The sequence below is a fragment of the Paucibacter sp. XJ19-41 genome (assembly GCF_028462495.1).
GTDB lineage: Bacteria > Pseudomonadota > Gammaproteobacteria > Burkholderiales > Burkholderiaceae_C > Roseateles_E.
Window position 1 is genome coordinate 1 of record NZ_JAQOWX010000065.1, and the last position, 23,368, is coordinate 23,368.

General features: G+C 66.1%; 21 protein-coding genes. 10 read left to right on the top strand and 11 right to left on the bottom strand.

Going from position 1 to position 23,368, the window contains the following annotated elements:
* On the top strand, positions 1 to 507 hold a 507-nt coding region (locus PO768_RS16935; RefSeq protein WP_336297774.1), incomplete at its 5' end, for an FAD-dependent oxidoreductase.
* Here PO768_RS16935 and PO768_RS16940 read toward each other — a convergent pair.
* Complete coding sequence (locus PO768_RS16940; protein ID WP_272646986.1) at positions 508 to 1,590, bottom strand: TIGR03790 family protein; 1,083 nt, start codon at positions 1,588 to 1,590, stop codon at positions 508 to 510. It abuts the gene before it with no gap.
* A gap of 42 nt (positions 1,591 to 1,632) precedes the next feature.
* On the opposite strand from PO768_RS16940, the gene PO768_RS16945 reads away from it, so the two are divergent.
* Complete coding sequence (locus PO768_RS16945) at positions 1,633 to 2,400, top strand: IclR family transcriptional regulator (protein ID WP_272646987.1); 768 nt, start codon at positions 1,633 to 1,635, stop codon at positions 2,398 to 2,400.
* 58 nt (positions 2,401 to 2,458) lie between these two features.
* Here PO768_RS16945 and pbpG read toward each other — a convergent pair whose 3' ends face one another.
* The 7 genes from pbpG to PO768_RS16980 all read right to left on the bottom strand — a co-directional run bounded on the left by pbpG (position 2,459) and on the right by PO768_RS16980 (position 11,490).
* Positions 2,459 to 3,442 (bottom strand): D-alanyl-D-alanine endopeptidase, encoded by a 984-nt coding sequence (gene pbpG, locus PO768_RS16950; RefSeq protein WP_336297775.1) that lies wholly within the window; start codon positions 3,440 to 3,442, stop codon positions 2,459 to 2,461.
* Between the two features lie 157 nt (positions 3,443 to 3,599).
* Entirely contained in the window at positions 3,600 to 5,141 is a 1,542-nt protein-coding gene (locus PO768_RS16955; RefSeq protein ID WP_272646988.1) for a 2-isopropylmalate synthase, read from the bottom strand.
* A gap of 23 nt (positions 5,142 to 5,164) precedes the next feature.
* Positions 5,165 to 6,853 carry a 2-isopropylmalate synthase gene (gene leuA, locus PO768_RS16960; protein ID WP_272646989.1) on the bottom strand — a complete coding sequence of 563 codons (1,689 nt, stop codon included), beginning with the start codon at positions 6,851 to 6,853 and terminating at the stop codon, positions 5,165 to 5,167.
* A 193-nt stretch (positions 6,854 to 7,046) separates the two neighbouring features.
* Positions 7,047 to 7,895, bottom strand: a complete 849-nt coding sequence (gene pssA, locus PO768_RS16965; RefSeq protein ID WP_272646990.1) for a CDP-diacylglycerol--serine O-phosphatidyltransferase — start codon at positions 7,893 to 7,895, stop codon at positions 7,047 to 7,049.
* Positions 7,896 to 7,978: 83 nt separating this feature from the next.
* The gene (ilvC, locus tag PO768_RS16970) at positions 7,979 to 8,995 is read right to left on the bottom strand and encodes a ketol-acid reductoisomerase (RefSeq protein WP_137941711.1); all 1,017 of its coding nucleotides are present in this window, start codon (positions 8,993 to 8,995) and stop codon (positions 7,979 to 7,981) included.
* Positions 8,996 to 9,051: 56 nt separating this feature from the next.
* Complete coding sequence (gene ilvN / locus PO768_RS16975; RefSeq protein ID WP_137941710.1) at positions 9,052 to 9,543, bottom strand: acetolactate synthase small subunit; 492 nt, start codon at positions 9,541 to 9,543, stop codon at positions 9,052 to 9,054.
* A gap of 159 nt (positions 9,544 to 9,702) precedes the next feature.
* Positions 9,703 to 11,490, bottom strand: a complete 1,788-nt coding sequence (locus PO768_RS16980; protein ID WP_272646991.1) for an acetolactate synthase 3 catalytic subunit — start codon at positions 11,488 to 11,490, stop codon at positions 9,703 to 9,705.
* Positions 11,491 to 11,745: 255 nt separating this feature from the next.
* Between PO768_RS16980 and PO768_RS16985 the strand changes: the two genes are divergently transcribed.
* The 4 genes from PO768_RS16985 to PO768_RS17000 all read left to right on the top strand — a co-directional run bounded on the left by PO768_RS16985 (position 11,746) and on the right by PO768_RS17000 (position 14,181).
* Entirely contained in the window at positions 11,746 to 12,312 is a 567-nt protein-coding gene (locus tag PO768_RS16985; RefSeq protein WP_137941708.1) for an RNA polymerase sigma factor, read from the top strand.
* Positions 12,309 to 12,803: a DUF3619 family protein gene (locus tag PO768_RS16990; RefSeq protein WP_137941707.1), complete on the top strand. Its 495-nt coding sequence runs from the start codon at positions 12,309 to 12,311 to the stop codon at positions 12,801 to 12,803. The genes PO768_RS16985 and PO768_RS16990 overlap by 4 nt, the downstream gene beginning before the upstream one ends.
* Before the next feature lie 75 nt (positions 12,804 to 12,878).
* Positions 12,879 to 13,655: a DUF3106 domain-containing protein gene (locus tag PO768_RS16995; RefSeq protein ID WP_272646992.1), complete on the top strand. Its 777-nt coding sequence runs from the start codon at positions 12,879 to 12,881 to the stop codon at positions 13,653 to 13,655.
* 7 nt (positions 13,656 to 13,662) lie between these two features.
* Complete coding sequence (locus tag PO768_RS17000; RefSeq protein WP_272646993.1) at positions 13,663 to 14,181, top strand: RDD family protein; 519 nt, start codon at positions 13,663 to 13,665, stop codon at positions 14,179 to 14,181.
* 19 nt (positions 14,182 to 14,200) lie between these two features.
* On the opposite strand, the gene PO768_RS17005 is transcribed toward PO768_RS17000, so the two are convergent.
* Together PO768_RS17005 and PO768_RS17010 are read right to left on the bottom strand one after the other, a co-directional pair.
* Positions 14,201 to 14,539 carry a P-II family nitrogen regulator gene (locus PO768_RS17005; RefSeq protein ID WP_102769755.1) on the bottom strand — a complete coding sequence of 113 codons (339 nt, stop codon included), beginning with the start codon at positions 14,537 to 14,539 and terminating at the stop codon, positions 14,201 to 14,203.
* Positions 14,540 to 14,594: 55 nt separating this feature from the next.
* Positions 14,595 to 16,649: an NAD(+) synthase gene (locus PO768_RS17010; RefSeq protein ID WP_272646994.1), complete on the bottom strand. Its 2,055-nt coding sequence runs from the start codon at positions 16,647 to 16,649 to the stop codon at positions 14,595 to 14,597.
* Positions 16,650 to 16,707: 58 nt separating this feature from the next.
* Here PO768_RS17010 and PO768_RS17015 point away from each other — a divergent pair, with 58 nt between their 5' ends.
* Positions 16,708 to 17,868 carry a GNAT family N-acetyltransferase gene (locus PO768_RS17015; protein ID WP_272646995.1) on the top strand — a complete coding sequence of 387 codons (1,161 nt, stop codon included), beginning with the start codon at positions 16,708 to 16,710 and terminating at the stop codon, positions 17,866 to 17,868.
* A gap of 53 nt (positions 17,869 to 17,921) precedes the next feature.
* Here the strand turns inward: PO768_RS17015 and ppa are convergent, their stop codons facing one another.
* A complete protein-coding gene (gene ppa / locus PO768_RS17020) occupies positions 17,922 to 18,461 on the bottom strand; it encodes an inorganic diphosphatase (RefSeq protein WP_137941702.1) in 540 nt (179 codons plus the stop codon).
* A 213-nt stretch (positions 18,462 to 18,674) separates the two neighbouring features.
* On the opposite strand from ppa, the gene PO768_RS17025 reads away from it, so the two are divergent.
* The 3 genes from PO768_RS17025 to PO768_RS17035 all read left to right on the top strand — a co-directional run bounded on the left by PO768_RS17025 (position 18,675) and on the right by PO768_RS17035 (position 23,271).
* Positions 18,675 to 20,831, top strand: coding sequence for a sodium-translocating pyrophosphatase (locus PO768_RS17025; RefSeq protein ID WP_272646996.1), 2,157 nt, complete (start codon positions 18,675 to 18,677; stop codon positions 20,829 to 20,831).
* A gap of 669 nt (positions 20,832 to 21,500) precedes the next feature.
* On the top strand, positions 21,501 to 21,959 hold the full coding sequence (locus PO768_RS17030; protein ID WP_272646997.1) for a hypothetical protein: 459 nt from the start codon (positions 21,501 to 21,503) through the stop codon (positions 21,957 to 21,959).
* 220 nt (positions 21,960 to 22,179) lie between these two features.
* Positions 22,180 to 23,271: an aromatic ring-hydroxylating oxygenase subunit alpha gene (locus PO768_RS17035; protein WP_272646998.1), complete on the top strand. Its 1,092-nt coding sequence runs from the start codon at positions 22,180 to 22,182 to the stop codon at positions 23,269 to 23,271.
* The last annotated feature ends 97 nt before the right edge of the window (positions 23,272 to 23,368 follow it).

Here is a 23,368-nt window from a genome sequence, read left to right on the forward strand (position 1 = left end):
GCCACCGAGGCCGCGCGCCTGGCCGAGCCGCTCGCGCCCGGCTGGGCCGCGCTGGCCCGCGGGCTGCGCTTTGAGCCCATCGTGACCGTCTATCTGGAAAGCCCCGGCTCGGCGCTGCCTGCACCGATGCTGGCCTTGCACGAAGGCCCTGAGGCGCCGGCCCAGTTTGTCTTTGACCTCGGCCAGCTCGGTCATGCCAGCGGCCGCTTCGCTTTTGTGATCAGTGGCGCCGCGCCCTGGATCGAGCGCGGCCTGGAGGCGGCCGGCAGCGCGGTGCTGGCCCAGGCACTGGCGGTGCTGCGCTGGCACAGCCCACCGAGCGTGCTGCGTGTGCTGGCCGAGAAGCGCGCCACCTTTGCCTGCACGCCGGGGCTGCGGCGCCCGCCGCCGGCGATCGCGCCGGGGCTGTGGGTCGCCGGCGACTATGTTGACGGCCCCTACCCGGCCACGCTGGAGGGCGCGGTGCGCGCGGGTCAGGCGGCTGCGGCCGCCATCCAGCAGGGCTGATCAGGGCTGATCCGGCTGGCGCGCAAACGGTGCCGCCAGCGGCTCGCCGACGAACACGCTCTGCGCCGGCCACAGCACGCTGCGCCAATAGGCCTCCAGCGCGCTGACGCCCTGCAGATAGTTCAGTAACAGCAGCTGCGGATGCGGGAACTTCTGCAGATGGTTGCAGGGTTCGCTGACCGCGCCGTGGCTGGCGGTGGCCCCCGCCGCTAGCCAGTCCAGCGCGCTCATCTGCGGGCCGCTGGTGCGCTCCAACTGCCCGCCCAGCGAGGTCAGATGATCGGCCAGCGCGCCGGGCAGGAAAGGGATCTGGTCCAGGCCCTCGACCCGGGCCAGCCCGGTCTGGTAGAGCACCACCTCGGCCAGCGGCGGCAGCTGGTCCTGATCGAGCTGGCGCACCTCGACACCCCAGGCCCACAGCCGACCCGGCGGCGGAAACAGCGGCGCACGCACATTGCGGGCCTTGTCGGCCGTGCTGGCGAACACCGCCTGCACCGGCGGCGTGCCGCGCTGCGCCAGGCTGTGGTCAGCGGCCACGCCGCGGTCGATCAGCGCCCGGGCCTGCTCGACCGAGCGCGCGGCCAGCAGCATGGCCGGCCGCAAGCCGAGATCGCTGAAGGGCTTGTGGCCGGTATAGGCCACATAGGGCGAGGGCTTGGAAGGCGCGCAGCTCTGCTTGCACAGCTCGGCCTGGAAGCCCAGCGCCAGCGCGCCGGTGATGGAGTTGCAGGCCACCGCATAGGGCTGGCTCCAGGCCAGTGCCAGCGCCTGTACCCGGCTCGGCAGGCGGCGCTGCAGCTGCGCCTGCAGCTCATCGAACTCGGCCGGGCTCAAGCTCGGCCGCAGCGGCAGCTCGACCCTCACGACCTGCTCGGCGCTCAGGCCGCGCCGCTGGGCGTAGTGCTCGCCCACCGCCACCGAATAGGGGTCGGCCGTGTTGATCACCACGGCAATGTCGGCGGCCGTCAGCCGGCCCGTCACGGGCGGCACCCGCAGCCATTGCGGCTGGGCTGGGGACGGGGCCTGAGCCTGAGCGGCCCCCACCAGCACCAGCCAGGCCAGCAACCCGGCCACTGTCTTCATTTCGCCATGTAGAAATTTCACAAAATCCCGCACAATGAAACCATGAAAAACAAAGAGGGGCAGACGCCCGCAGTTCAAGTCCTGGAACGCGCCTTTACCTTGCTGGACGTTCTGGCCAGCCATCAGGACCCTGTGTCGCTGAAGCAGATCAGCGAAACCACCGGTCTGCACCCCTCGACGGCGCACCGCATTCTCAACGACCTGGCGATCGGCCGCTTCGTCGACCGGCCCGAGGCCGGCAGCTATCGACTGGGCATGCGATTGCTGGAGCTGGGCAATCTGGTCAAGGCGCGGCTGGATGTGCGCGATGCGGCGCTGGGGCCGATGCGCGAGCTGCACAAATTCACCCACCAGCCGGTCAATCTGTCGGTGCGCCAGGGTGACGAGATCGTCTATATCGAGCGCACTTACAGCGAACGCTCGGGCATGCAGGTGGTGCGGGCGGTCGGTGGCCGGGCGCCGCTGCACCTGACCTCGGTGGGCAAGCTCTTCCTGGCCAGCGACGACGCCCAGCGGGTGCGCGCCTACGCGACCCGCACCGGCCTGGCCGGGCACACCAAGAACAGCCTGACCGAGATCGGCGCGCTGGAGCGCGAGATGGCGCTGGTGCGCCAGCGCGGCGTGGCGCGCGACGATGAGGAGCTGGAGCTGGGCGTGCGCTGCATGGCCGCCGGCATCTATGACGACCAGGCCAAGCTGATCGCCGGCCTCTCGATCTCGGCCCCGGCCGACCGGCTGGAGGAGAGCTGGCTGGCACGCCTGCGCGAGACCGCCGCCCAGATCTCGCAGGCGCTCGGCTACCGCGGCTGACCCGACGCCCAATCAAAAAAGCGCGCCAGTGGCGCGCTTTTTTGTTGATGGGCTCAGCTCAGCCGGAGATGCCCGGCAGCGCGGCGCTGACTTCGGGATTGGCGTTGATCCATTTGCGCACCCGCTCGGCATCGCCGATACGAGAGTACTTGCCGGCCGAGTCCAGGAACACCAGGATCAGCTTGCGGCCGGCCATCTGCACCTGCATTACCAGGCAGCGACCGGCCTCGTTGATGAAGCCGGTCTTCTGCAGGCCGATATCCCAGGACCCGCTGCGCACCAGGCCATTGGTGCTGTGGAAGGCCACCTGGCGCCGGCCCAGGGTCACCAGATGCTCCTTGGAGGTCGACAGCTCGCGCAGCAGCGGAAACTCATGCGCCACCCGCACCAACGCGGCCAGATCCTTGGCGCTGCTCTGGTTGCGGCTGGACAGGCCGGTGGGCTCGACGTAATGGGTGTCGCTCATGCCCAGGGCCTGAGCCTTCTGGTTCATCGCCGCGACAAAGGCCTTCAGACCGCCGGGATAGTGGCGACCCAGCGCGTTGGCGGCGCGGTTCTCGGACGACATCAGCGCCAGATGCAACATCTCGCTGCGGCTCAAGGTGGTGCCGATCGCCAGACGCGAGCGAGTGCCCTTCTCGGTATCGATGTCTTCGTCGGTGACGGTCAGCATCTCATCAAGCGGCTGCTTGGCCTCGACCACGACCAGGGCCGTCATCAGCTTGGTGATGGATGCGATCGGCAGCACCGCCTGGGAATTCTTGGACAGCAGCACCTCGTTGGTCTCCTGGTCCATCACCAGGGCCACGCTGGACTTCAGATCGAGCGGATCCTCGACCGCGTGCAGGCCATAGATCTGGCCAAACGAGGGCCGGGCCGGGGCTGCAGCCATCACGGCCTTGCGCGGCGCCCGCAGGCTGCGCGCCACCGGTTTGGCCTTGCGCACCGTCTTGCCGGCCTTGCTGCTGTTCTTGCTGGCACTGGCCGCATGGGCTTGTTGGGCCGGCAGCAGCGCTCCGCCCGCCATGAGGGCGCAGCTCATCACCGCGCTCGACAACAAAGTCACAAAAGTCTTCAATCCAGCCCCCAATGCTTGCGTCGCAAGTGTAGGTCAAAGGAAAAAGTCGGGCAAGATCAAAAACTTATGCGCGCCTCCTAAAGTGAAGCATCGCGTAACTTAGTTCCCAACCGGCCCCGGTTCAGCCTTGCGCCGCGACTCTTTCGGTCTTGCTTTGCAGCTTGTTCAGCGCGCTCAAATATGCCTTGGCCGAGGCCACGACGATATCGGGGTCGGCACCAACGCCGTTCACCACGCGTCCGGCATGCTGCAAACGCACCGTGACTTCGCCCTGCGATTCTGTGCTGCCGCTGGTGATCGCATTGACCGAATAGAGCAGCAGTTCGGCGCCACTTTGCACCTTGGACTCGATGGCACGCAGGCTGGCATCAACCGGGCCGTTGCCGTCGCTCTCGGCATGGTGCTCGACGCCGCCGGCCGCGAACGCGACCTTGGCATGGGGACGCTCGCCGGTTTCGGAGTGCTGGGACAGGGCCAGCAGGCGGTAATGCTCCTGCTCGGAAGTGACCGACTCGTCCATCACCAGCGCGATGATGTCCTCGTCAAAGATCTCATTCTTGCGGTCGGCCAGGTCCTTGAAGCGCACGAAGGCCGCATTGATCTCGGCCTCGGACTCCAGCGCAATGCCCAGCTCCTGCAGACGCTGCTTGAAGGCATTGCGCCCGCTGAGCTTGCCCAGCACGATCTTGTTGGCGCTCCAGCCCACATCCTCGGCCCGCATGATCTCGTAGGTGTCGCGCGCCTTCAGCACGCCATCCTGGTGGATGCCCGAGGCATGGGCGAAGGCATTGGCGCCGACCACGGCCTTGTTGGGCTGGACCACAAAGCCGGTGGTCTGCGAGACCAGGCGCGAGGCCGCGACGATCTGGGTCGCATCGATGCCGACATCCAGGCCGAAGTAGTCGCGCCGGGTTTTGACGGCCATCACGACCTCCTCCAGCGAACAGTTGCCGGCGCGCTCGCCCAGGCCGTTGATCGTGCACTCGATCTGGCGCGCGCCGCCAATCATCACGCCGGCCAGCGAGTTGGCCACCGCCATGCCCAGGTCGTTGTGGCAGTGCACGCTCCAGATCGCCTGGTCGGCGTTCGGCACGCGCTCACGCAGCGTCTTGATGAAGTTGCCGTACAGCTCGGGGATCGCATAGCCGACCGTGTCGGGGATGTTGATCGTGCGCGCGCCTTCCTTGATCACCGCCTCGACGACGCGGGCCAGGAACTCCGGATCGGAGCGGTAGCCGTCCTCGGGCGAGAACTCGACATCGTCGGTCAGATTGCGGGCGAAGCGCACCGCCTGGATGGCCTGCTCCAGCACCTGCTCGCGGGTCATGCGCAGCTTCTTCTCCATATGGAGCTCGCTGGTGGCAATGAAGGTGTGGATGCGCGAGCGCGCCGCGCCCTTCAGCGCCTCGGCCGCGCGGGCGATGTCGCGGTCATTGGCGCGGGCCAGCGAGCAGATCGTGCTCTCGCGCACGGCGTCGGCAATCGCTTTGACGGCCTCGAAGTCACCGTTGCTGGAGGCGGCGAAGCCAGCCTCGATCACATCGACCTTGAGCCGCTCCAACTGGCGCGCGATACGCAGCTTCTCGTCCTTGGTCATCGAGGCGCCGGGCGATTGCTCGCCGTCGCGCAAGGTGGTGTCGAAAATGATCAGCTGCTGGCTCATGAGCGGGCTCCCGGTGGATGTGTTCAGGCGGTGATGGAGGTGGTGAACTGCAGCTGGCCGCGCTGTGCGGCGCGGCGCAGGCCGGAGCTGATGGCCTTCAACGAGGCCGAGACGATGTTGGCATCGATGCCGACACCGAAGAGTGTCAGCGCGTCGCCGACGCGCAGCTCCAGATAGGCCACGGCCTTGGCGTCCGCGCCGCTGCCGATCGAATGCTCGTGATAGTCGAGCACGCGCACGGCGGAGCTCAGCTGGGCGTTCAAGCCGTTGATGAAGGCGTCGATCGGACCGCTGCCCTCGCCCTGCACTTGCAGCTGGCGCTCACGCAGATCGGCGCTGGCGCGCAGGCTGACCCGGCCCTCGGCCGACTCGCTGATCACCGGATGCAGGGCCGCACCAGCGCTGATGCCGTACTCGCGGTCGAAGATGCCCCAGATGTCGGCGGCGCTGAGTTCCTTGCCGCTGTCGTCCATCACGGCCTGCACGGCCTGGCTGAACTCGATCTGCAGGCGGCGCGGCAGCTCGACCCCGTACTCGGCCTCCAGCAGATAGGCGATGCCGCCCTTGCCCGACTGGCTGTTGACGCGTATCACCGCGTCATAGCTGCGGCCCAGGTCCTTGGGATCGACCGGCAGATAGGGCATGTCCCAGATGTCGCCGTCCTTGCGGGCCGCGAAGGCCTTCTTGATCGCGTCCTGGTGCGAGCCCGAGAACGAGGTGTAGACCAGGTCGCCGGCATAGGGATGGCGCGGATGCACCGGCAGCTGGGTGCAATGCTCGGCGCAGCGACGCACCTCGTCGATGTCGGAGAAGTCCAGCTCGGGCGAGATGCCCTGCGTGTAGAGATTCAGCGCGATATTGACGATGTCGACATTGCCGGTGCGCTCGCCGCTGCCGAACAGGCAGCCCTCGATGCGGTCGCCGCCGGCCATCAGCGCAAACTCGGCCGCAGCCGTGCCGGTGCCGCGGTCATTGTGCGGATGGATGGACAGCACGACGCTATCGCGGCGCTCGATATGGCGGTGCATCCACTCGACCATGTCGGCAAAGATATTGGGCGTCGAGTGCTCGACGGTGGCCGGCAGGTTGATGATGACCTTGCGCTGGGGCGTCGCGCCCCAGGCCTCGGTCACCGCATCGACGACGCGCTTGGAGAATGCCAGCTCGGTGCCGGAGAACATCTCGGGCGAGTACTGGAACCGGAAGTCGGTGTCCGGCTGCTCAGCAGCCATGCGGCGGATCATCTGCGTGTGCGTGACGGCCAGCTCGACGATCTGGTCCTCGTCCATGCCCAAGACGACGTGGCGCATCACCGGCGCCACCGCGTTATAGAGATGGACGATGACGCGGCGCGCGCCGCGCAGCGACTCGAAGGTGCGCGCAATCAGCGGCTGGCGCGCCTGGGTCAGCACCTGGATGGTCACGTCATCAGGGATCAGGTTCTGCTCGATCAGCAGACGCACGAAATCGAAATCGGTCTGCGAGGCCGAGGGGAAACCGACCTCGATCTCCTTGAAGCCGATGCGCACCAGCATCTCGAACATGCGCAGCTTGCGCTCGGCATCCATCGGCTCGATCAGGGCCTGGTTGCCGTCGCGCAGATCGGTGCTCAGCCAGATCGGTGCGCGGCTCAGCTGGGCGTCCGGCCAGGTCCGGTCGCGCAGACCGATAGCAGCGAAGGCGCGGTACTTGACGTTGGGTTGCTTCAACATGGATCTTGCTTCCTGGTGAGTCTGGATCGCAACCTGCAGACTCGAAAAGACCAACGGCCCGCTGCAGGGTGCATACGGGCCGTTGAGATCAAAAACGCTTGGACGTGCGCGATCAGCGAACCCGAGGTTCACCCAGTAGTAGCAGTGCGAACGCGAACAAGGTCTTCATGGGCAATGAATATAGCACGTGAGTTCAGCGATGCAGGCCCTGCTCATCGGGCTCGTCGGTCGATGTGGCAATCATGCTGACCTGCTTGCCCTTGGCCTTGCGCCAGAAATAGATCACATAACCCGACAGGCCATAGGCACAGAAGATCGCGAACAGCCCCAGCGGCGGGTTCTGGCTGATCAGCACGATGGCCAGCGCGATCGCGACCAGCACCACAAAGGGCACGGTACGCCGGGCGCCCACGACCTTGAAGCTGTAGAACGGCGCATTGGTCACCATCGACAAGCCAGCGAACAAGGTCATGCCGAAGGCGGTCCAGACCACCCAGGGCAGCGTGGTGACATCCTTGAAGCCATAGTCATCGAAGGCCCAGATCATGCCGATCACGATGGCTGCGGCGGCCGGGCTGGGCAGGCCCTGGAAGAAACGTTTGTCGACCACGCCGATATTGACGTTGAAGCGCGCCAGGCGCAGCGCCGCACCCGAGATATAGACAAAGGACGGAATCCAGCCGAGCTTGCCCATGTCCTTGAAGGCCCAGACATAGACGATCAGCGCCGGCGCTGCGCCGAAGCTGACCATGTCCGACAGGCTGTCCATCTGCTCGCCGAAGGCGCTCTGTGCATTGGTCATGCGCGCGACCCGGCCGTCCAGGCTGTCCAGCACGGCGGCGCAGAAGATTGCGATGCAAGCCAGCTCGAAGCGGCCATTCATCGACATCACGATGGCGTAGAAGCCGGAGAACAGCGCTGCCAGCGTGATGGCATTGGGCAGCACATAAATGCCCTTGCGACGCGGGCGCACCGGCGCCGGCACGGTGTCCTCGTCCTCGTCCGGCAGCTCGGTCGGGCTCTTCTTGTTCGAGTCGGTCATGGGGCGGGAGGATACAACAGGCACTCCATAGAAAAAGCCGCGAGGCCTGAGGGCTTCGCGGCTTTCGAATCCGGCTTGACGGATCAGTTCTTGCTCTGGTCGACCAGGCGGTTCTTCTTGATCCAGGGCATCATCGCGCGCAGCTTCTCGCCCACCTGCTCGATCTGGTGCTCCGAGGTCAGGCGGCGGCGGCTCAGCAGCGTAGGCGCGCCGGCTTTGTTCTCAAGGATGAAGCTCTTCGCATACTCGCCGGTCTGGATGTCCTTCAGGCACTGGCGCATCGCTTCCTTGGTGGCTTCGGTGACGACCTTGGGGCCGGTCACGTACTCGCCGTACTCGGCATTGTTCGAGATCGAGTAGTTCATGTTGGCGATACCGCCTTCATAGATCAGGTCGACGATCAGCTTGAGCTCGTGCAGGCACTCGAAGTAGGCCATCTCGGGCGCATAGCCGGCTTCCACCAGGGTCTCGAAGCCGGCCTTGATCAGCTCGACAGCACCGCCGCACAGCACGGCCTGCTCGCCGAACAGATCGGTTTCGGTCTCTTCGCGGAAGTTGGTCTCGATGATGCCGGCCTTGCCGCCGCCGTTGGCCGAGGCGTAGCTCAGCGCCAGATCACGGGCCTTGCCGGTCTTGTCGGCATAGACAGCGATCAGATGGGGCACGCCGCCGCCTTGGGTGTAGGTGCCGCGCACCGTGTGGCCCGGGGCCTTGGGGGCGACCATCCAGACGTCCAGATCGGCACGCGGCGTGACCTGGCCGTAATGGACATTGAAACCGTGGGCAAAGGCCAGCGAGGCGCCTTGCTTGATATGGGGCTCGACTTCGCGCTTGTAGACCTCGGCGATCTGCTCGTCGGGCAGCAGAATCATCACGACGTCGGCAGCCTTGACCGCATCGGCGATCTCGGCGACCTTCAGGCCGGCGTTCTCGGCCTTGGCCCAGGACGCGCCGCCGCGGCGCAGACCGACGGTGACCTTGACGCCGCTGTCGTTCAGGTTTTGCGCGTGGGCATGGCCTTGTGAGCCGTAGCCGATGATGGTGACGTTCTTGCCCTTGATCAGGCTCAGGTCGGCGTCCTTGTCGTAATAAACGTTCATGTCGTGCTCCAGGAAAAGACGGGTCGGGTGTTGTTGGGTGGGGAAAATCTAGAAACTCAGACGCGCAGGATGCGCTCGCCGCGGCCGATGCCGCTGGTGCCGGTGCGCACCGTCTCCAGGATGGAGCCGCGGTCCAGCGCGCCGATGAAGGCGTCGAGCTTGGAGGCTGTGCCGGTCAGCTCGATCGTGTAGGTCTTCTCGGTGACGTCGATGACGCGGCCGCGGAAGATGTCGGCGGTGCGCTTCATCTCCTCGCGCTCCTTGCCGACCGCGCGCACCTTGATCAGCATCAGCTCGCGTTCGGTGAAGTTGCCCTCGGTCAGGTCGACCACCTTGACCACCTCGATCAGCCGGTTCAGATGCTTGGTGATCTGCTCGATCACCTCGTCCGAGCCGGTCGTGACGATGGTCATGCGCGACAGCGAGGGATCCTCGGTGGGCGCCACCGTCAGGCTCTCGATGTTGTAGCCGCGGGCCGAGAACAGCGCGACGACGCGCGACAGCGCGCCCGGCTCGTTCTCGATGAGCAGTGCAATGATGTGTTTCATAGAGTCTCGTCCTTCGCGCTCTTCAAGCCGGCGGCGGTAACCGACGGCTCTTGGCCACGCTCTTCGATTGAAAGGGAGTCGGTCCGGGCCTTGGGATTCGTCGACCAGGCTTTCGGCCCCGCGCGGTAACGCAGCGGCCCCGGCCCGGCTTGCCGAAACTCAGAGGTCTTCGGACCCCAGCAGCATTTCCGAGATGCCCTTGCCCGCCTTGACCATGGGCCAGACGTTCTCGGTCGGATCGGTGCGGATGTCCAGGAACACGGTGCGATCCTTCAGGCGCATCGCCTCGCGCAGCGCGCCCTCGACATCGCCGGGCTTCTCAACCAGCAGGCCGACATGGCCATAGGCCTCGGCCAGCTTGACGAAGTCAGGCAGCGCTTCCATATAGCTGTGCGAGTAGCGCTTGCCGTAGTCCAGCTCCTGCCACTGCCGCACCATGCCCAGGTAGCGGTTGTTCAGCGAGACGACCTTGACCGGCGTGTTGTACTGCTTGCAGGTCGACAGCTCCTGGATGCACATCTGGATCGAGCCTTCGCCGGTGATGCAAAACACATCCGACTCCGGCTTGGCCAGCTTGATGCCCATCGCATAGGGCAGGCCCACGCCCATCGTGCCCAGGCCGCCGGAGTTGATCCAGCGGCGCGGCTCTTCGAAGCCGTAGAACTGCGCGGCCCACATCTGGTGCTGGCCGACGTCCGAGGTCACATAGGTGTCGCGGCCGCGGGTCAGGTTCCACAGCGTCTCGACCACCATCTGCGGCTTGATAACGGCGCTGTCCTTGTCATAGGCCAGGCAGTCGCGACCCCGCCATTCATTGATCTGACTCCACCAGCTGTTCAGCGCCTGGCTGTCGGGCCTGGCCTGGGCTTCCTTGAGCTGATGGATCAGCTCCTGCAGCACATCCTTGACGTCGCCGACGATGGGAATGTCCACCCTCACCCGCTTGGAGATCGACGAGGGGTCGATGTCCACATGGATGATCTTGCGCTCGACCGAGCCGAAATGCTGCGGGTTGCCGATCACGCGGTCGTCAAAGCGGGCGCCGACGGCCAGCAGAACATCGCAGTTCTGCATCGTCATATTCGCCTCGTAAGTGCCGTGCATGCCCAGCATGCCCAGGAAGCGCGGGTCGCTGGCCGGCATCGCCCCCAGACCCATCAGGGTATTGGTGCAGGGATAGCCCAGCAGGTTCACCAGCTCGCGCAGCTCGGCCGAGGCCTCGCCCAGCACCACGCCGCCACCGGTGTAGATATAGGGGCGCTTGGCCTGCAAGAGCAGCTGCACCGCCTTGCGGATCTGGCCGGAATGGCCCTTGCGCACCGGGTTGTAGCTGCGCATCTCCACATGCTGCGGATAGGCGAAGTGCGTCTTGTACAGCGACACATCCTTGGGGATGTCCACCACCACCGGGCCGGGCCGGCCAGTACGGGCGATGTGGAAGGCCTTTTTCATCGTCATCGCCAGATCGCGCACATCCTTGACCAGGAAGTTGTGCTTGACGATGGGGCGGGTGATGCCGACGGTGTCGCATTCCTGGAAAGCATCCAGGCCGATGGCCGGTGTCGGCACCTGGCCGGTCACGATCACCATCGGGATCGAGTCCAGATAGGCGGTCGCGATGCCAGTGATCGCATTGGTGACGCCGGGGCCCGAGGTCACCAGGGCCACGCCGACATCGCCGGTGGCGCGGGCATAGCCGTCGGCCGCATGGACCGCTGCCTGCTCATGGCGCACCAGCACATGCTGGATGGTGTCTTGTTTGTACAGTGCGTCGTAGATGTACAGCACTGCGCCGCCCGGGTAGCCCCAAAGGTATTTGACACCTTCGGCCTGCAGGCAGCGAACGAGGATCTCCGAGCCGTTCAGCTCCGACGCCGCGGGGGAAGAAGGGGGGCCATGCAGTTGTGCCGCGGTGGCACGCTTGACTTCCGCGCTAGACATGTCCATTTCGAACCTCTGTGAATTTCTCTGACGAAAAACCATTGGTGCTCCTTCTCGCGCCCTCGTGAGGCGGATGTGGAGCCTGCGCGATCAAAAAGGTGGCGCCCCAGTCGGGCGGCCAGCTAAAGACCAAATTCAGCTCTTGTGCGAAGCAGCATTATGCACGGACTCGCCGCTTATTCGCCATTTCGACGGAGACTGACGGGCCTAATGCAATAATTCGCGGCGTTTTCGCCAGCTCAGGGCTCGCCCGCCAAACTTTTGGCCACCGACAAAGAACTCAACGAATTCCTCCGCAGCGTCGAAAAAAGGGCGTTCAAACGCAGCGCCTATATGGTGCGCGATGACGATGCCGCCCTGGACATCGTGCAGGACGCCATGATCCGCCTGGCCGAAAAATACTTCGACCGCCCGGCGGCGGAGCTGCCGCTGTTGTTCCAGCGCATCTTGTCGAATGCGACGATGGACTGGTTCCGCCGGCAAAAGGTGCGACGCGCCGTGATGCAGAACATGTCAGACTTCGAGTCTGCGGATGCCGACGGCGACTTCGACCTGCTGGAATCGCTCGAAACCCGCGACGGTGCCCTCGGGGCGCTGAGCGCGGCAGATGAGGTGTCGAGACAGCAAATCCTGCAGGCGATCGACAAGGAAGTCTCGGAGTTGCCAACGCGTCAACGCGAAGCCTTCCTGCTGCGTTACTGGGAAGAGCTGGATGTGGCGGAGACCGCATCCGTGATGGGGTGCTCGGAGGGCAGTGTCAAGACGCATTGCTCCCGGGCCGTCCATTCGCTTGCAAAATCATTGAAGGCCAAGGGAATCACACTATGAACAAGCCTCAGCGTTCGCATCTCGCACAGGAGCAGGACACCCTCGTGTCACGCTTTGGCCTGCGCGTCGCCGCAGGCTTGACCGAACAGGGTGAGCAGCTGTCGCAAGACGTCAGCGAGCGCCTGCGCTTCGCCCGCGAGCAGGCCTTGCTGAAGGCGCGCAGCGCCCGCGCCGCGCAGCCGCAGCTCGCCACCGAGGCGGTGCAGCAAGGCGGCGCGAGTCTGGCCTTGCGCGGCCCCGGCGGCGGTCGCTGGCTCAAGCTGGCCTCCTTGCTGCCGCTGCTGCTGCTGGTCCTGGGCCTGCTGCTGATCCAGCACAGCCAGTGGTACCAGCAGATCACCGCAGCCGCCGAAGTGGATGCCGCCCTGCTCTCCGACCAGTTGCCGCCGGCCGCCTATGGCGATCCGGGCTTCCGGGAGTACCTCAGCGACGAGGAGCAGGCCCAGCAGCCGCCCGAGCAGCAGCAACAACAAGCGCGCGAGCAGAAGTAACGAGCCGGCCGCATGACATGTCCTGCCCCGGCGCTGCGCTCAGCCCTTTCCCTCGCTCCTCCTCTCGCCCGTTCCATGCTGCGGGCCCTCGGCACCGCCGTGCTGATCGCCTCGGCCCAGGCCCAATCGCCAATGCCGCCGCCGACCGGTACGGAGACGGCGCCGCCGTCTGAGCCGGCGGTCGGAGCCTCCGCAGCGCTGCCGGTCAAAAAACCAGCCGCCGCCGATTCCGGCGCCCAGTGGCAGACACTGAACCCCAGCCAGCAGCATCTGCTCGCGGCGCTGGAGGGCGAGTGGAGCGAGATGGACCCGTCCCGCAAGGGCAAATGGCTGGAACTGGCGGCCCGCTATCCCAGCATGCCAGCCGATGAGCAGCTGCGCGTGCAGGAGCGCATCAGCAGCTGGGCCAAGCTGAGCCCGGCCGAGCGCCAGCAGGCCCGCCTCGGTTTTCGCGCCGCGCGCGAACTCAAGGCCGACGAGCGGCAGGCCAAATGGGAGGCTTACCAGGCCCTTCCTACCGAGCGTCGCCAGGAGCTGGCCGACAAGGCCGCCCAGAAGCTGAGCCAGCCGACCAGCGGCAGCAAGCCGGGCGCGCGCCCCGCCACCAAGGCGCCGGCGCCGCCCACCGCACAGCCGCTGATGGTCCCTGTGCTGCCCAAGAACCAGCCCGAGCTGCCGCTGGGCCCGACGCTGCTGCAGGCCAAGCCCGGCGCCAGCACGGTGCTGATCAACCAGGGCAAGGGTGCTCAGCGCCCGACAGGCCGGGTCAAGCCCGGCTTCGATGCCAGCCTGGTCGACAGCGCCACCTTGCTGCCCAAGCCGGCCCGGCCACGCGCCTCAGATAACAATTGATCCACCAATGACTGAATCTTCTCGCGGCGCAGCCGGCGACGCCGCCCCCGGCGTGGCCCGCCGCCTGGCCTGCTTCATTTACGAAGGCGTGCTGCTGTTCGGCGTGGTCTTCATCTCGGGCTATCTGTATTCGACCTTGACTCAGCAGCGCCATGCGATGCAAGGCCAGCACGGGCTGCAGGCCTTTTTGTTCATCGTGCTGGGCATCTACTTCATCTGGTTCTGGTCGCACGGCGGCCAGACGGTGGCGATGAAGGCCTGGCATATCCGCGTCGTCGACAACCAGCAGCGCCCACTGGGTCAGTGGCGCGCGCTGGCGCGCTATCTGCTCAGCTGGCTGTGGTTTCTGCCAGCGCTGCTGAGCGTCTGGCTGCTGGACCTGCATGGCCTGGGTGCGATCTTCGGCAGTCTGTTCGCCGGTGTGCTCGCCTACGCGGCGCTGGCCTGGCTGCATCCGCAGCGCCAGTTCCTGCATGATGCGATCTGCGGCACCCGGCTGATCACCCAGCGCCCGGTCAAGCGCTGACGGGGCGAGGCCGCAGCGCTCAGACGGCCGCTTCGTCGGTCTCGCCGGTGCGGATGCGCACCACCTGCTCGACCGGAGTCACAAAGATCTTGCCATCACCGATCTTGCCGGTCTTGGCGGCCTTCAGGATGGCGTCGATGCAGCGCTCGACATCCTCGTCCTTGACCACCACCTCGACCTTGACCTTGGGCAGGAAGTCGACCACATACTCGGCGCCGCGGTACAGCTCGGTATGGCCTTTCTGGCGACCGAAACCCTTGACCTCGGTGACGGTCAGGCCCGAGGCGCCGACCTCGGCCAGCGACTCACGGACTTCGTCCAGCTTGAAGGGCTTGATGATGGCGGTGATTTGCTTCATGGCGAGGGCTCCGAGGGGATTTGAACTGTTTGTGATTTAAGCACGAACCCGGGGCCTAATCGGGGATGCGATCGAGATCGGCCAGCCAGATCGCCGACTCCGAATCACTGGGCGCACGCCAATCGCCCCGCGGCGACAGCGAACCGCCGCTGCCCACCTTGGGCGCGTTGGGCACACAGCTGCGCTTGAACTGGCTGCCCTTGAAGAAGCGCTGCACAAAGATGCGCAACACCCGCTTGATCTCGGCCAGCGTGTACTCGTTGCGCTGCACATGGGCCTCGTCCGGCCAGGCGCCGCGCTCGCGCGAGCCCCAGGCATGGCGCGCCAGGAAGGCGATCTTGCTCGGCGCATAGCCATGCCGCAGCGTGTAGAACAGGTGGAAGTCCTGCAGCTCGTAGGGGCCGATCATGGCCTCGGTGCTCTGCAAGACCTGACCCTCGCCGCCCGAACCGGGTGTGATGGGCACCAGCTCGGGACTGATCTCGGTGTCCAGAATGTCCAGCAAGACCTGGTGGTCGGCGCCGCCCAGCTGCCCGGTCTCGGCCACCCAGCGCACCAGGTACTTGATCAAGGTCTTGGGCACGCTGGCGTTGACGTTGTAGTGCGACATATGGTCGCCCACGCCATAGGTGCACCACCCCAAGGCGAGCTCGCTCAGATCGCCGGTGCCCAGCACCAGCGCGCCCTGGTGGTTGGCCAGGCGGAACAGATGGTTGGTGCGCTCGCCGGCCTGCACATTCTCGAAAGTGATGTCGTAGACCGGCTTGCCGTCCGCATAGGGATGGCCCAAGTCCTTCAGCATCTGCTCGCAGCTGGGTCGGATGTCGATCTCGGACGCGCTGCAACCGATCGCCCGCATCAGCCGCCAGGCCTGGTCGCGGGTGCGCTCGCCGGTGGCATAGCCGGGCATGGTGTAGGCCAGGATATGGCTGCGCGGCAGGCCCAGCTGGTCCATCGCCCGCGCGGCCACCAGCAAGGCATGGGTGGAGTCGAGCCCGCCCGACACGCCGATGACCAGCTTGGCGATGCCGCTGGACGCCAGTCGCTGCACCAGGGCCTGCACCTGGATGTTGTAGACCTCCTCGCAGCGCTCGTCGCGGCGGCCACGATCGGCCGGCACATAGGGAAAGCGCTCGATCTTGCGCTGCAAGACCAGCGGCGCCTCGCGCTCGATGTCCAGGTCGAACTCTATCGTGCGATGCGCCTTGACGGCGGCGGCATGGCTGCGCACCGACTGGCCGAAGCTGGTCTGGCGCATGCGCTCGCGCGCCAGCCGCTCCAGGTCGACATCGGCCGTGATCAGCTGCGAGCGGCGCTGGAAGCGCGCCGACTCGGCCAGCGCCTCGCCGTTCTCGTAGATCAGGGCCTGGCCGTCCCAGGCCAGATCGGTGCTCGATTCGCCGGCCCCGGCCGAGCTGTAGACATAGGCCGCCAGGCAGCGCGCCGACTGCTGCGCGACCAGTTGCCGGCGGTAGTTGGCCTTGCCGACGATGACGTTGGAGGCCGACAGATTGACCAGCACGGTCGCACCGGCCAGCGCCGCGAAGGAGGACGGCGGGATCGGCGTCCAGACGTCCTCGCAGATCTCCACATGCACGCGCAGCAGCGGCAGATCGGCGGCCGCGAACAGCTGCTGGCTGCCGAAAGGTACACGCTGGCCCAGCAGCGTGATCTCGCCGACCGTAGCCTCCTCGGCCGCGCTGAACTGGCGCGCCTCGTAGAACTCGCCGTAATTGGGCAGATAGGTCTTGGGCACGACACCCAGCAGCCGGCCACGCTGCAGCACCACGGCGCAGTTGAACAGGCGCTGCTCGACCCGCAGCGGCATGCCGACGATGGCCAGCGTCGGCAGCGCTTCCGAGGCCCTCAGCACCGCAGCCAGCGCGGCCTCGCAGCCGTCCAGCAGCGCCCGCTGGTGGAACAGATCGTCGCAGCTGTAGCTTGAGAGGCCCAGCTCGGGAAAGGCCACCACGGCCGCGCCGCTGGCAGCGGCCTCGATCAAGAGCGCGGCGGTCTGTTGCCCGTTGTAAGCCGGATCGGCGACCCGGCACAGCGGCACGCCGACGGCGACACGGGCGAAATCATGGTTGTAGAGATTGTCGAAACGCATGGACGAATCCTGCCATCAAAGCGAAGGCTTTGCGCTTGCCCCTAAGATTTGTTGATCCATGAAGCCCTCCCCTGCGACGCTGCGCGTCGATGACAACCCCCTCGCCCTGGCGCCCGAAGCCTGGAACGCCTTGCTGGCGGCATCGGCCCGGCCGACGCCCTTTATGCGGCACGAATACCTGCAGGCCCTGCACGATTCCGGCTCGGCCGTCGAGGCCACCGGCTGGCAGCCGCTCTTCCTCAGCGCCTGGCAAGACGAGCAGACCCTGATCGCCGCCTGCCCGGCCTATCTGAAAAGCCACTCCTACGGCGAGTATGTGTTCGACTGGGCCTGGGCCGATGCCTACCGCCGCCATGGCCTGGACTACTACCCCAAGCTGCTGGTGGCCGTGCCCTTCACGCCGGTGCCGGGCAGCCGGCTGCTGGCGCGCGATGACGAGGCCCGCGCGCTGCTGATACGCGGCCTGCAGGCGCTGGCCGAGCAGCAGGGCCTGTCCTCGGCCCATCTGCTGTTCGGCGACGCGCCGGACCAGGCCGCGGCGCAGCAGCGGGGCTGGATGGCGCGCAGCGGCGTGCAGTTCCATTGGCGCAACCGTGAACCCCTGCCCTATGGCTCGTTCGAGGCGTTCCTGGCCACGATGCAGCGCGACAAGCGCAAGAAGATCCAGCAGGAGCAGCGCAAGGTGCGCGAGGCCGGCATCGTCTTCGAGGCGCGGCGCGGCGCGCAGATCCGGGCCGAGGACTGGGATTTCTTCTACCACTGCTACCGGCTGACCTACCGCGCCCACCACAGCACGCCCTATCTGACGCGGGCCTTCTTCCAGGCCATGGCCGAGACCATGGCCGAGCACTGGCTGCTCTTTGTCGCTCGGCAGGGTGAGGAGCGCGTGGCGGCCTCGCTGATCGCTCTGGACCCCGAGCGCGGCCATGCCTATGGCCGCTATTGGGGTGCTACCGAGACCATCTCCTGCCTGCACTTCGACGCCTGCTACTACCAGCCGCTGGCCTGGTGCATAGAGAACGGCTTCCACAGCTTCGAGGGCGGCGCCCAGGGCGAGCACAAGATGGCCCGCGGGCTGATGCCGGTGGCCACCGGCTCCAGCCACTGGCTGGCCCACCCCGACTTTCGCGATGCGGTCGGCGATTTCCTCGCCAGGGAGGGTCAGGCCATGCGTGGCTACGTCAACGAACTGGAAGAGCACCGCCCCTTCAAGGCGTAAAAAAGCCCCGGCCTTGCGGGCGGGGCTTGCTTCAACCGGGGGGCAGGTCTTGCTTACTTCTGCTCAGCCTTGGCATAGTTGGCCAGGCCGGACACGATCTCGGCCTTGGCGGCCTCCGGGCCTTCCCAGCCCTTGACCTTGACCCACTTGCCGGCCTCCAGGTCCTTGTAGTGCTCGAAGAAATGCTGGATGGCCTTCAGGCGCATCTGGTTGATGTCTTCGGGCTTTTGCCAGTGCGAGTAGATCGGCAGCACCTTGTCGATCGGCACGGCCAGCAGCTTGGCGTCGCCGCCGGCTTCATCGTCCATCTGCAGCACGCCGATGGCGCGGCAGGTCACGACCACGCCCGGGGTCAGCGCGAAGGGCGTGATCACCAGCACATCAACCGGATCGCCGTCATCGGCCAGCGTGCGCGGTATGTAGCCGTAGTTGCAGGGATAGTGCATCGCCGTCGTCATGAAGCGGTCGACGAACAGCGCGCCGCTTTCCTTGTCGACCTCGTACTTGATCGGGTCGGCGTTCATCGGGATTTCGATGACGACATTGAATTGCTCGGGCGCCTTGGCGCCGGGGGTCACGTTGTGCAGGCTCATGATTTTTGAAACGCCAGGGGGAAACCCGAATTCTAGCGGCAGGCCTTGCCAGCGCCTGACACCGGTGTCGGTGACCGATCCACTGGTAAACGCTCAATCGCCGGGACGGGCCGCTCCCTTAGCATGCGCCGACCGACCTGTTCAAGCGTGCGGGACTGGCGTTGTGTGCGGGCGTTCATCCAAAACGGCAGATACAACAGAGGAGACATCTACATGTCGACGAGTTTGGCGCTGTACTTCGCGCTGGCCTGCGGCCTCGCCGCAGTCTTGTATGGGTTTATTCAACGCAGCTGGATCCTGAGTCAGGACGCGGGCAACGCCCGCATGCAAGAAATCGCCTCCGCCATCCAGCAGGGCGCGGCCGCCTATCTGGCCCGTCAGTACAAGACGATCGCCGTCGTCGGCATCGTGCTGGCCGTGTTGATCGCGGTCTTCCTGGACCTGACCTCGGCCATCGGCTTCGTGATCGGCGCCGTGCTGTCGGGCGCCTGCGGCTTCATCGGCATGAACGTCTCGGTGCGCGCCAATGTGCGCACCGCCCAGGCCGCCACCCAGGGCATAGGCCCGGCGCTGAATGTCGCGTTCAAGGGCGGCGCGATCACCGGCATGCTGGTCGTCGGTCTGGGCCTGCTGGGCGTGGGCCTGTTTTTCTGGTATCTGAGCGGCGGCGAGAAGGTCGACCCGGCCACCTTGAAGCCGCTGCTGGGCTTTGCCTTCGGCTCCTCGCTGATCTCGATCTTCGCGCGCCTGGGCGGTGGCATCTTCACCAAGGGCGCCGATGTCGGCGCCGATCTGGTCGGCAAGGTCGAGGCCGGCATCCCCGAGGATGACCCGCGCAATCCGGCCGTGATCGCCGACAACGTCGGCGACAACGTCGGCGACTGTGCCGGCATGGCGGCCGATCTCTTCGAAACCTACGCCGTCACCCTGATCGCGACGATGGCACTGGGCGCGCTGGTCGTGACCGCCGCGCCGATGGCGGCCGTGCTCTACCCGCTGCTGCTGGGCGGGGTCTCCATCATCGCCTCCATCATCGGCTGTGGCTTCGTCAAGGCCTCGCCAGGCATGAAGAACGTGATGCCGGCGCTCTACAAAGGACTGGCGGTGGCCGGTGTGCTGTCGCTGATCGCCTTCTACTTCGTCACCAAGGCGGCGATGCCCGATGACGCGCTCGGGGCCGGCACACAGCTGCGCCTGTTCGGCGCCTGCGCCGTGGGCCTGGTGCTGACCGCTGCCCTGGTCTGGATCACCGAGTTCTACACCGGCACCCAGTACTCGCCGGTCAAGCACATCGCGCAGGCCTCGACCACCGGCCACGGTACCAACATCATCGCCGGCCTCGGCGTGTCGATGCGCTCGACCGCCTGGCCGGTGCTGTTCGTCTGCCTGGCCATCGTCGCCGCCTACCAGCTGGCCGGCCTCTACGGCATCGCGGTGGCCGCCACCGCGATGCTGAGCATGGCCGGCATCGTCGTTGCACTCGACGCCTACGGCCCGATCACCGACAACGCCGGCGGTATCGCCGAGATGGCCGAGCTGCCCAAGAGCGTGCGCGATGTGACCGACCCGCTGGATGCGGTGGGCAACACCACCAAGGCCGTGACCAAGGGCTATGCGATCGGCTCGGCCGGCCTGGCCGCGCTGGTGCTGTTTGCCGACTACACCCACTCGCTGGAAGCGCGCGGCATGAGCATCGCCTTCGATCTGAGCGATCCCAAGGTCATCGTCGGCCTCTTCATCGGCGGCTTGATCCCCTATCTGTTCGGTGCGATGGCGATGGAGGCGGTGGGCCGTGCGGCCGGATCGGTGGTGGTCGAGGTGCGGCGCCAGTTCCAGGACGGCCAGATCATGGCCGGCCAGCGCAAGCCCGACTACAGCGCGGCGGTCGACATGCTGACCTCGGCCGCGATCAAGGAGATGGTCGTGCCCTCGCTGCTGCCGGTGGTCGTGCCGATTCTGGTCGGCCTGCTGCTGGGCCCGGCCGCGCTGGGCGGGCTCTTGATGGGCACCATCGTCACCGGCCTGTTCGTCGCGATCTCGATGTGCACCGGCGGCGGCGCCTGGGACAACGCGAAGAAATACATCGAGGACGGCCACCACGGCGGCAAGGGCAGCGAGGCCCATAAGGCAGCGGTCACCGGCGACACCGTCGGCGATCCCTACAAGGACACCGCCGGCCCGGCCGTCAACCCGCTGATCAAGATCATCAACATCGTCGCGTTGCTGATCGTGCCGCTGCTGCCGATGACGGCCGCCAGCACCAAGCCGGCGGTGCCGGTCGTGGCCCCGGCAGCCGAAGCGTCAGCCCCGGCGCTCGCGGCCTCCGAGCCGGCGGCGCTGCCACCCAGCGCACCGGCCTCCCAGCCCTGAGCACCAAGCCCCAAAAAAACAGCCCGCATGCGGGCTGTTTCTACTTTGAAGCCGGCCCGCCAGGCCCCACAATCAGCCGCACAGGGACACAGGGATTTCTATCGCCATGATGAGCAGCCGGGCCATCACGCCACACGAGCTTTCGCGCCGCCGCGCCCAGCTGGGCGATCTGCAGCGCTACCTGCTGACGCAGGAGCAGGAGTTCGGCGCGCTGCGCGATCAGGTGCAGGCCTTTGTCGGTCGCTATATCGAGGCCCTGGGGCCGCTCTATCTGGAGCTGGACGCGCTGGAATCGCAGCTCTTCTGTGCCACCCAATACCTCTACGAGGCGCTGCGCCGCAACGGGGTCGACGCCCGCGAACCGCGCGCGCCGCAGGCCACCGCGCTGCCGCAGATCCCGCAGCTGCCCATGGGCGCGCCGCCGCCGGCCGAGCCCGAGGGCGGCCTGGTCGAGCTGGCCCCGCCCTCGCTGAAGCAGCTGTACCGGCGCGCCGCCATGCGCCTGCACCCCGATCTGGCGCCCAGCGATGCCGAGCGCCGCCACCGCGAGCAAGCGATGATGACGGTCAACGAGGCCTACGCGGCCAATGACCGCCGCCGGCTCGNCCCGAGGGCGGCCTGGTCGAGCTGGCCCCGCCCTCGCTGAAGCAGCTGTACCGGCGCGCCGCCATGCGCCTGCACCCCGATCTGGCGCCCAGCGATGCCGAGCGCCGCCACCGCGAGCAAGCGATGATGACGGTCAACGAGGCCTACGCGGCCAATGACCGCCGCCGGCTCGAAACCCTGCTGCTGGCCGCTGGGGAGCATCCGGTCAAGGTCACCGGCGGCAATGCCGATGCGGTGCTCGAATGGCTGCGCCGCAGCGAGCTCGCGGTGCAGGGCCGGCTGCGCGTCGTGCAAGCCCATCTGGTGGCGCTGGCCGCGCACCCCATGCACCAGCTCTGCAAGGCCATCGTCCAGGCCGAGGCCAAGGGCCTGGACCCCTTGGCCGTGATGGCCAGCCGGTTGCGCACACAGATCGCCGAACGCCGCCAGGAGCTCTATATCGGCCAGCGCCTGCAGCCCGAGTCGGGCATGGCGCAGGCCTTTCTGCACCGGCGCCAGGAGCGGCTGGGCGCCGGCCTCTGAGCACGGCGGGCGGCGACTTGCCGTCCGGCCGTTGCAGCGGAGGGGCGACAGGGGGCGGCTGGCAAGACCTGCTCCCTGATGAGCGACCCATGCCAGGCCTCAATCCCACCTCGCATGTCTTCGCAAGGAGACACGACACCAAGTGGCAGTCAAGCCGGTTACCTAAGCTGAAGGTCAACTCAAGGAGGAGCTGACCATGTGGAGACCGGAAACGCCCATCATGCCCACCCAGCAGAACCCGCAACTGCCGGTGCATGCCTACTTCGACCAGTCTCTCTTGAAAGTCGAGGAAGAGCTGATTTTCCAGCGGGCCCCACAGTACGCAGGGCACTCGCTGCTGGTGCCACATACGGATGACTACTGTGTGCTACCTCACCGCGACAACGGCTTGGTTCTGATCAACAACGAGGACGGCGTTCGACTTCTGTCTAATGTTTGCCGGCATCGGCAATCGACGATATTGCAGGGTCGAGGCAACGCCCGCCGTTTCTCCTGCCCGTTGCATCGATGGACCTATGACAACACCGGCGAGTTGCTCGCTGCACCGCGTTTTGCGTCCAAGCCCTGCGCAGCGCTGGAGAGCTTTCCAACCAGTCAATGGCGAGGACTGCACTTCACGGGCGGTGACCCCGGCGTGGCTTTGCAGGACATCCCGGCCCGGTTCGCACCGCTGCTGGCCTTCGATGACCTGTACTTCGGACATATGGAAGTCCATGAGTGCAGCTACAACTGGAAGACCTTTGTAGAGTTTTACATGGAGGATTACCACGTCGCCCCATTTCATCCGGGACTGGGCCGTTTCGTGTCCTGCGACGAACTAGAGTGGGCTTTCGGCGAGCAGTGGAGCGTTCAAACCGTGGGGTTCCACCGCGGACTGGCGCAACCCGGCGACAGCGATGTCTATCGAGCCTGGCATCAGGCCGTGCTCCGCTACTACGATGGGCATCTGCCCGAGGTCGGCGCCATGTGGTTCATGCTGTACCCCAACGTCATGATCGAGTGGTATCCACTGGTCACCGTGGTGTCGACCATCTACCCGCTCGGCCCACTGTCTTGTCGAAACGTCGTCGAGTATTACCACCCCAAGGATCTGAAGAGCAGGCCAGATGGTGAGGTGATGGCAGCTCTTGCTGCCAAGGCTTACTTGGAAACAGCCGAGGAAGACAACGAGATCGGCGAGCGGATGCAAGAAGGCCGGTACGCCCTGATGCGCCGCGGTAAGTCGGAGTTCGGGCCCTATCACGAGCGGCTAGAAACCGGCATGGAACATTTCCACAACTATGTCCGAGGGCGACTCAAGCAAGGGCTTTGATGGACTTTAATCTTGGCTCAGCTTCTTCTTTGCTACGCTGGCCGCTGCCCAGAGGTACCGCTCCCCACCATCTCACGACCGCGCTCGGTACAGGCGC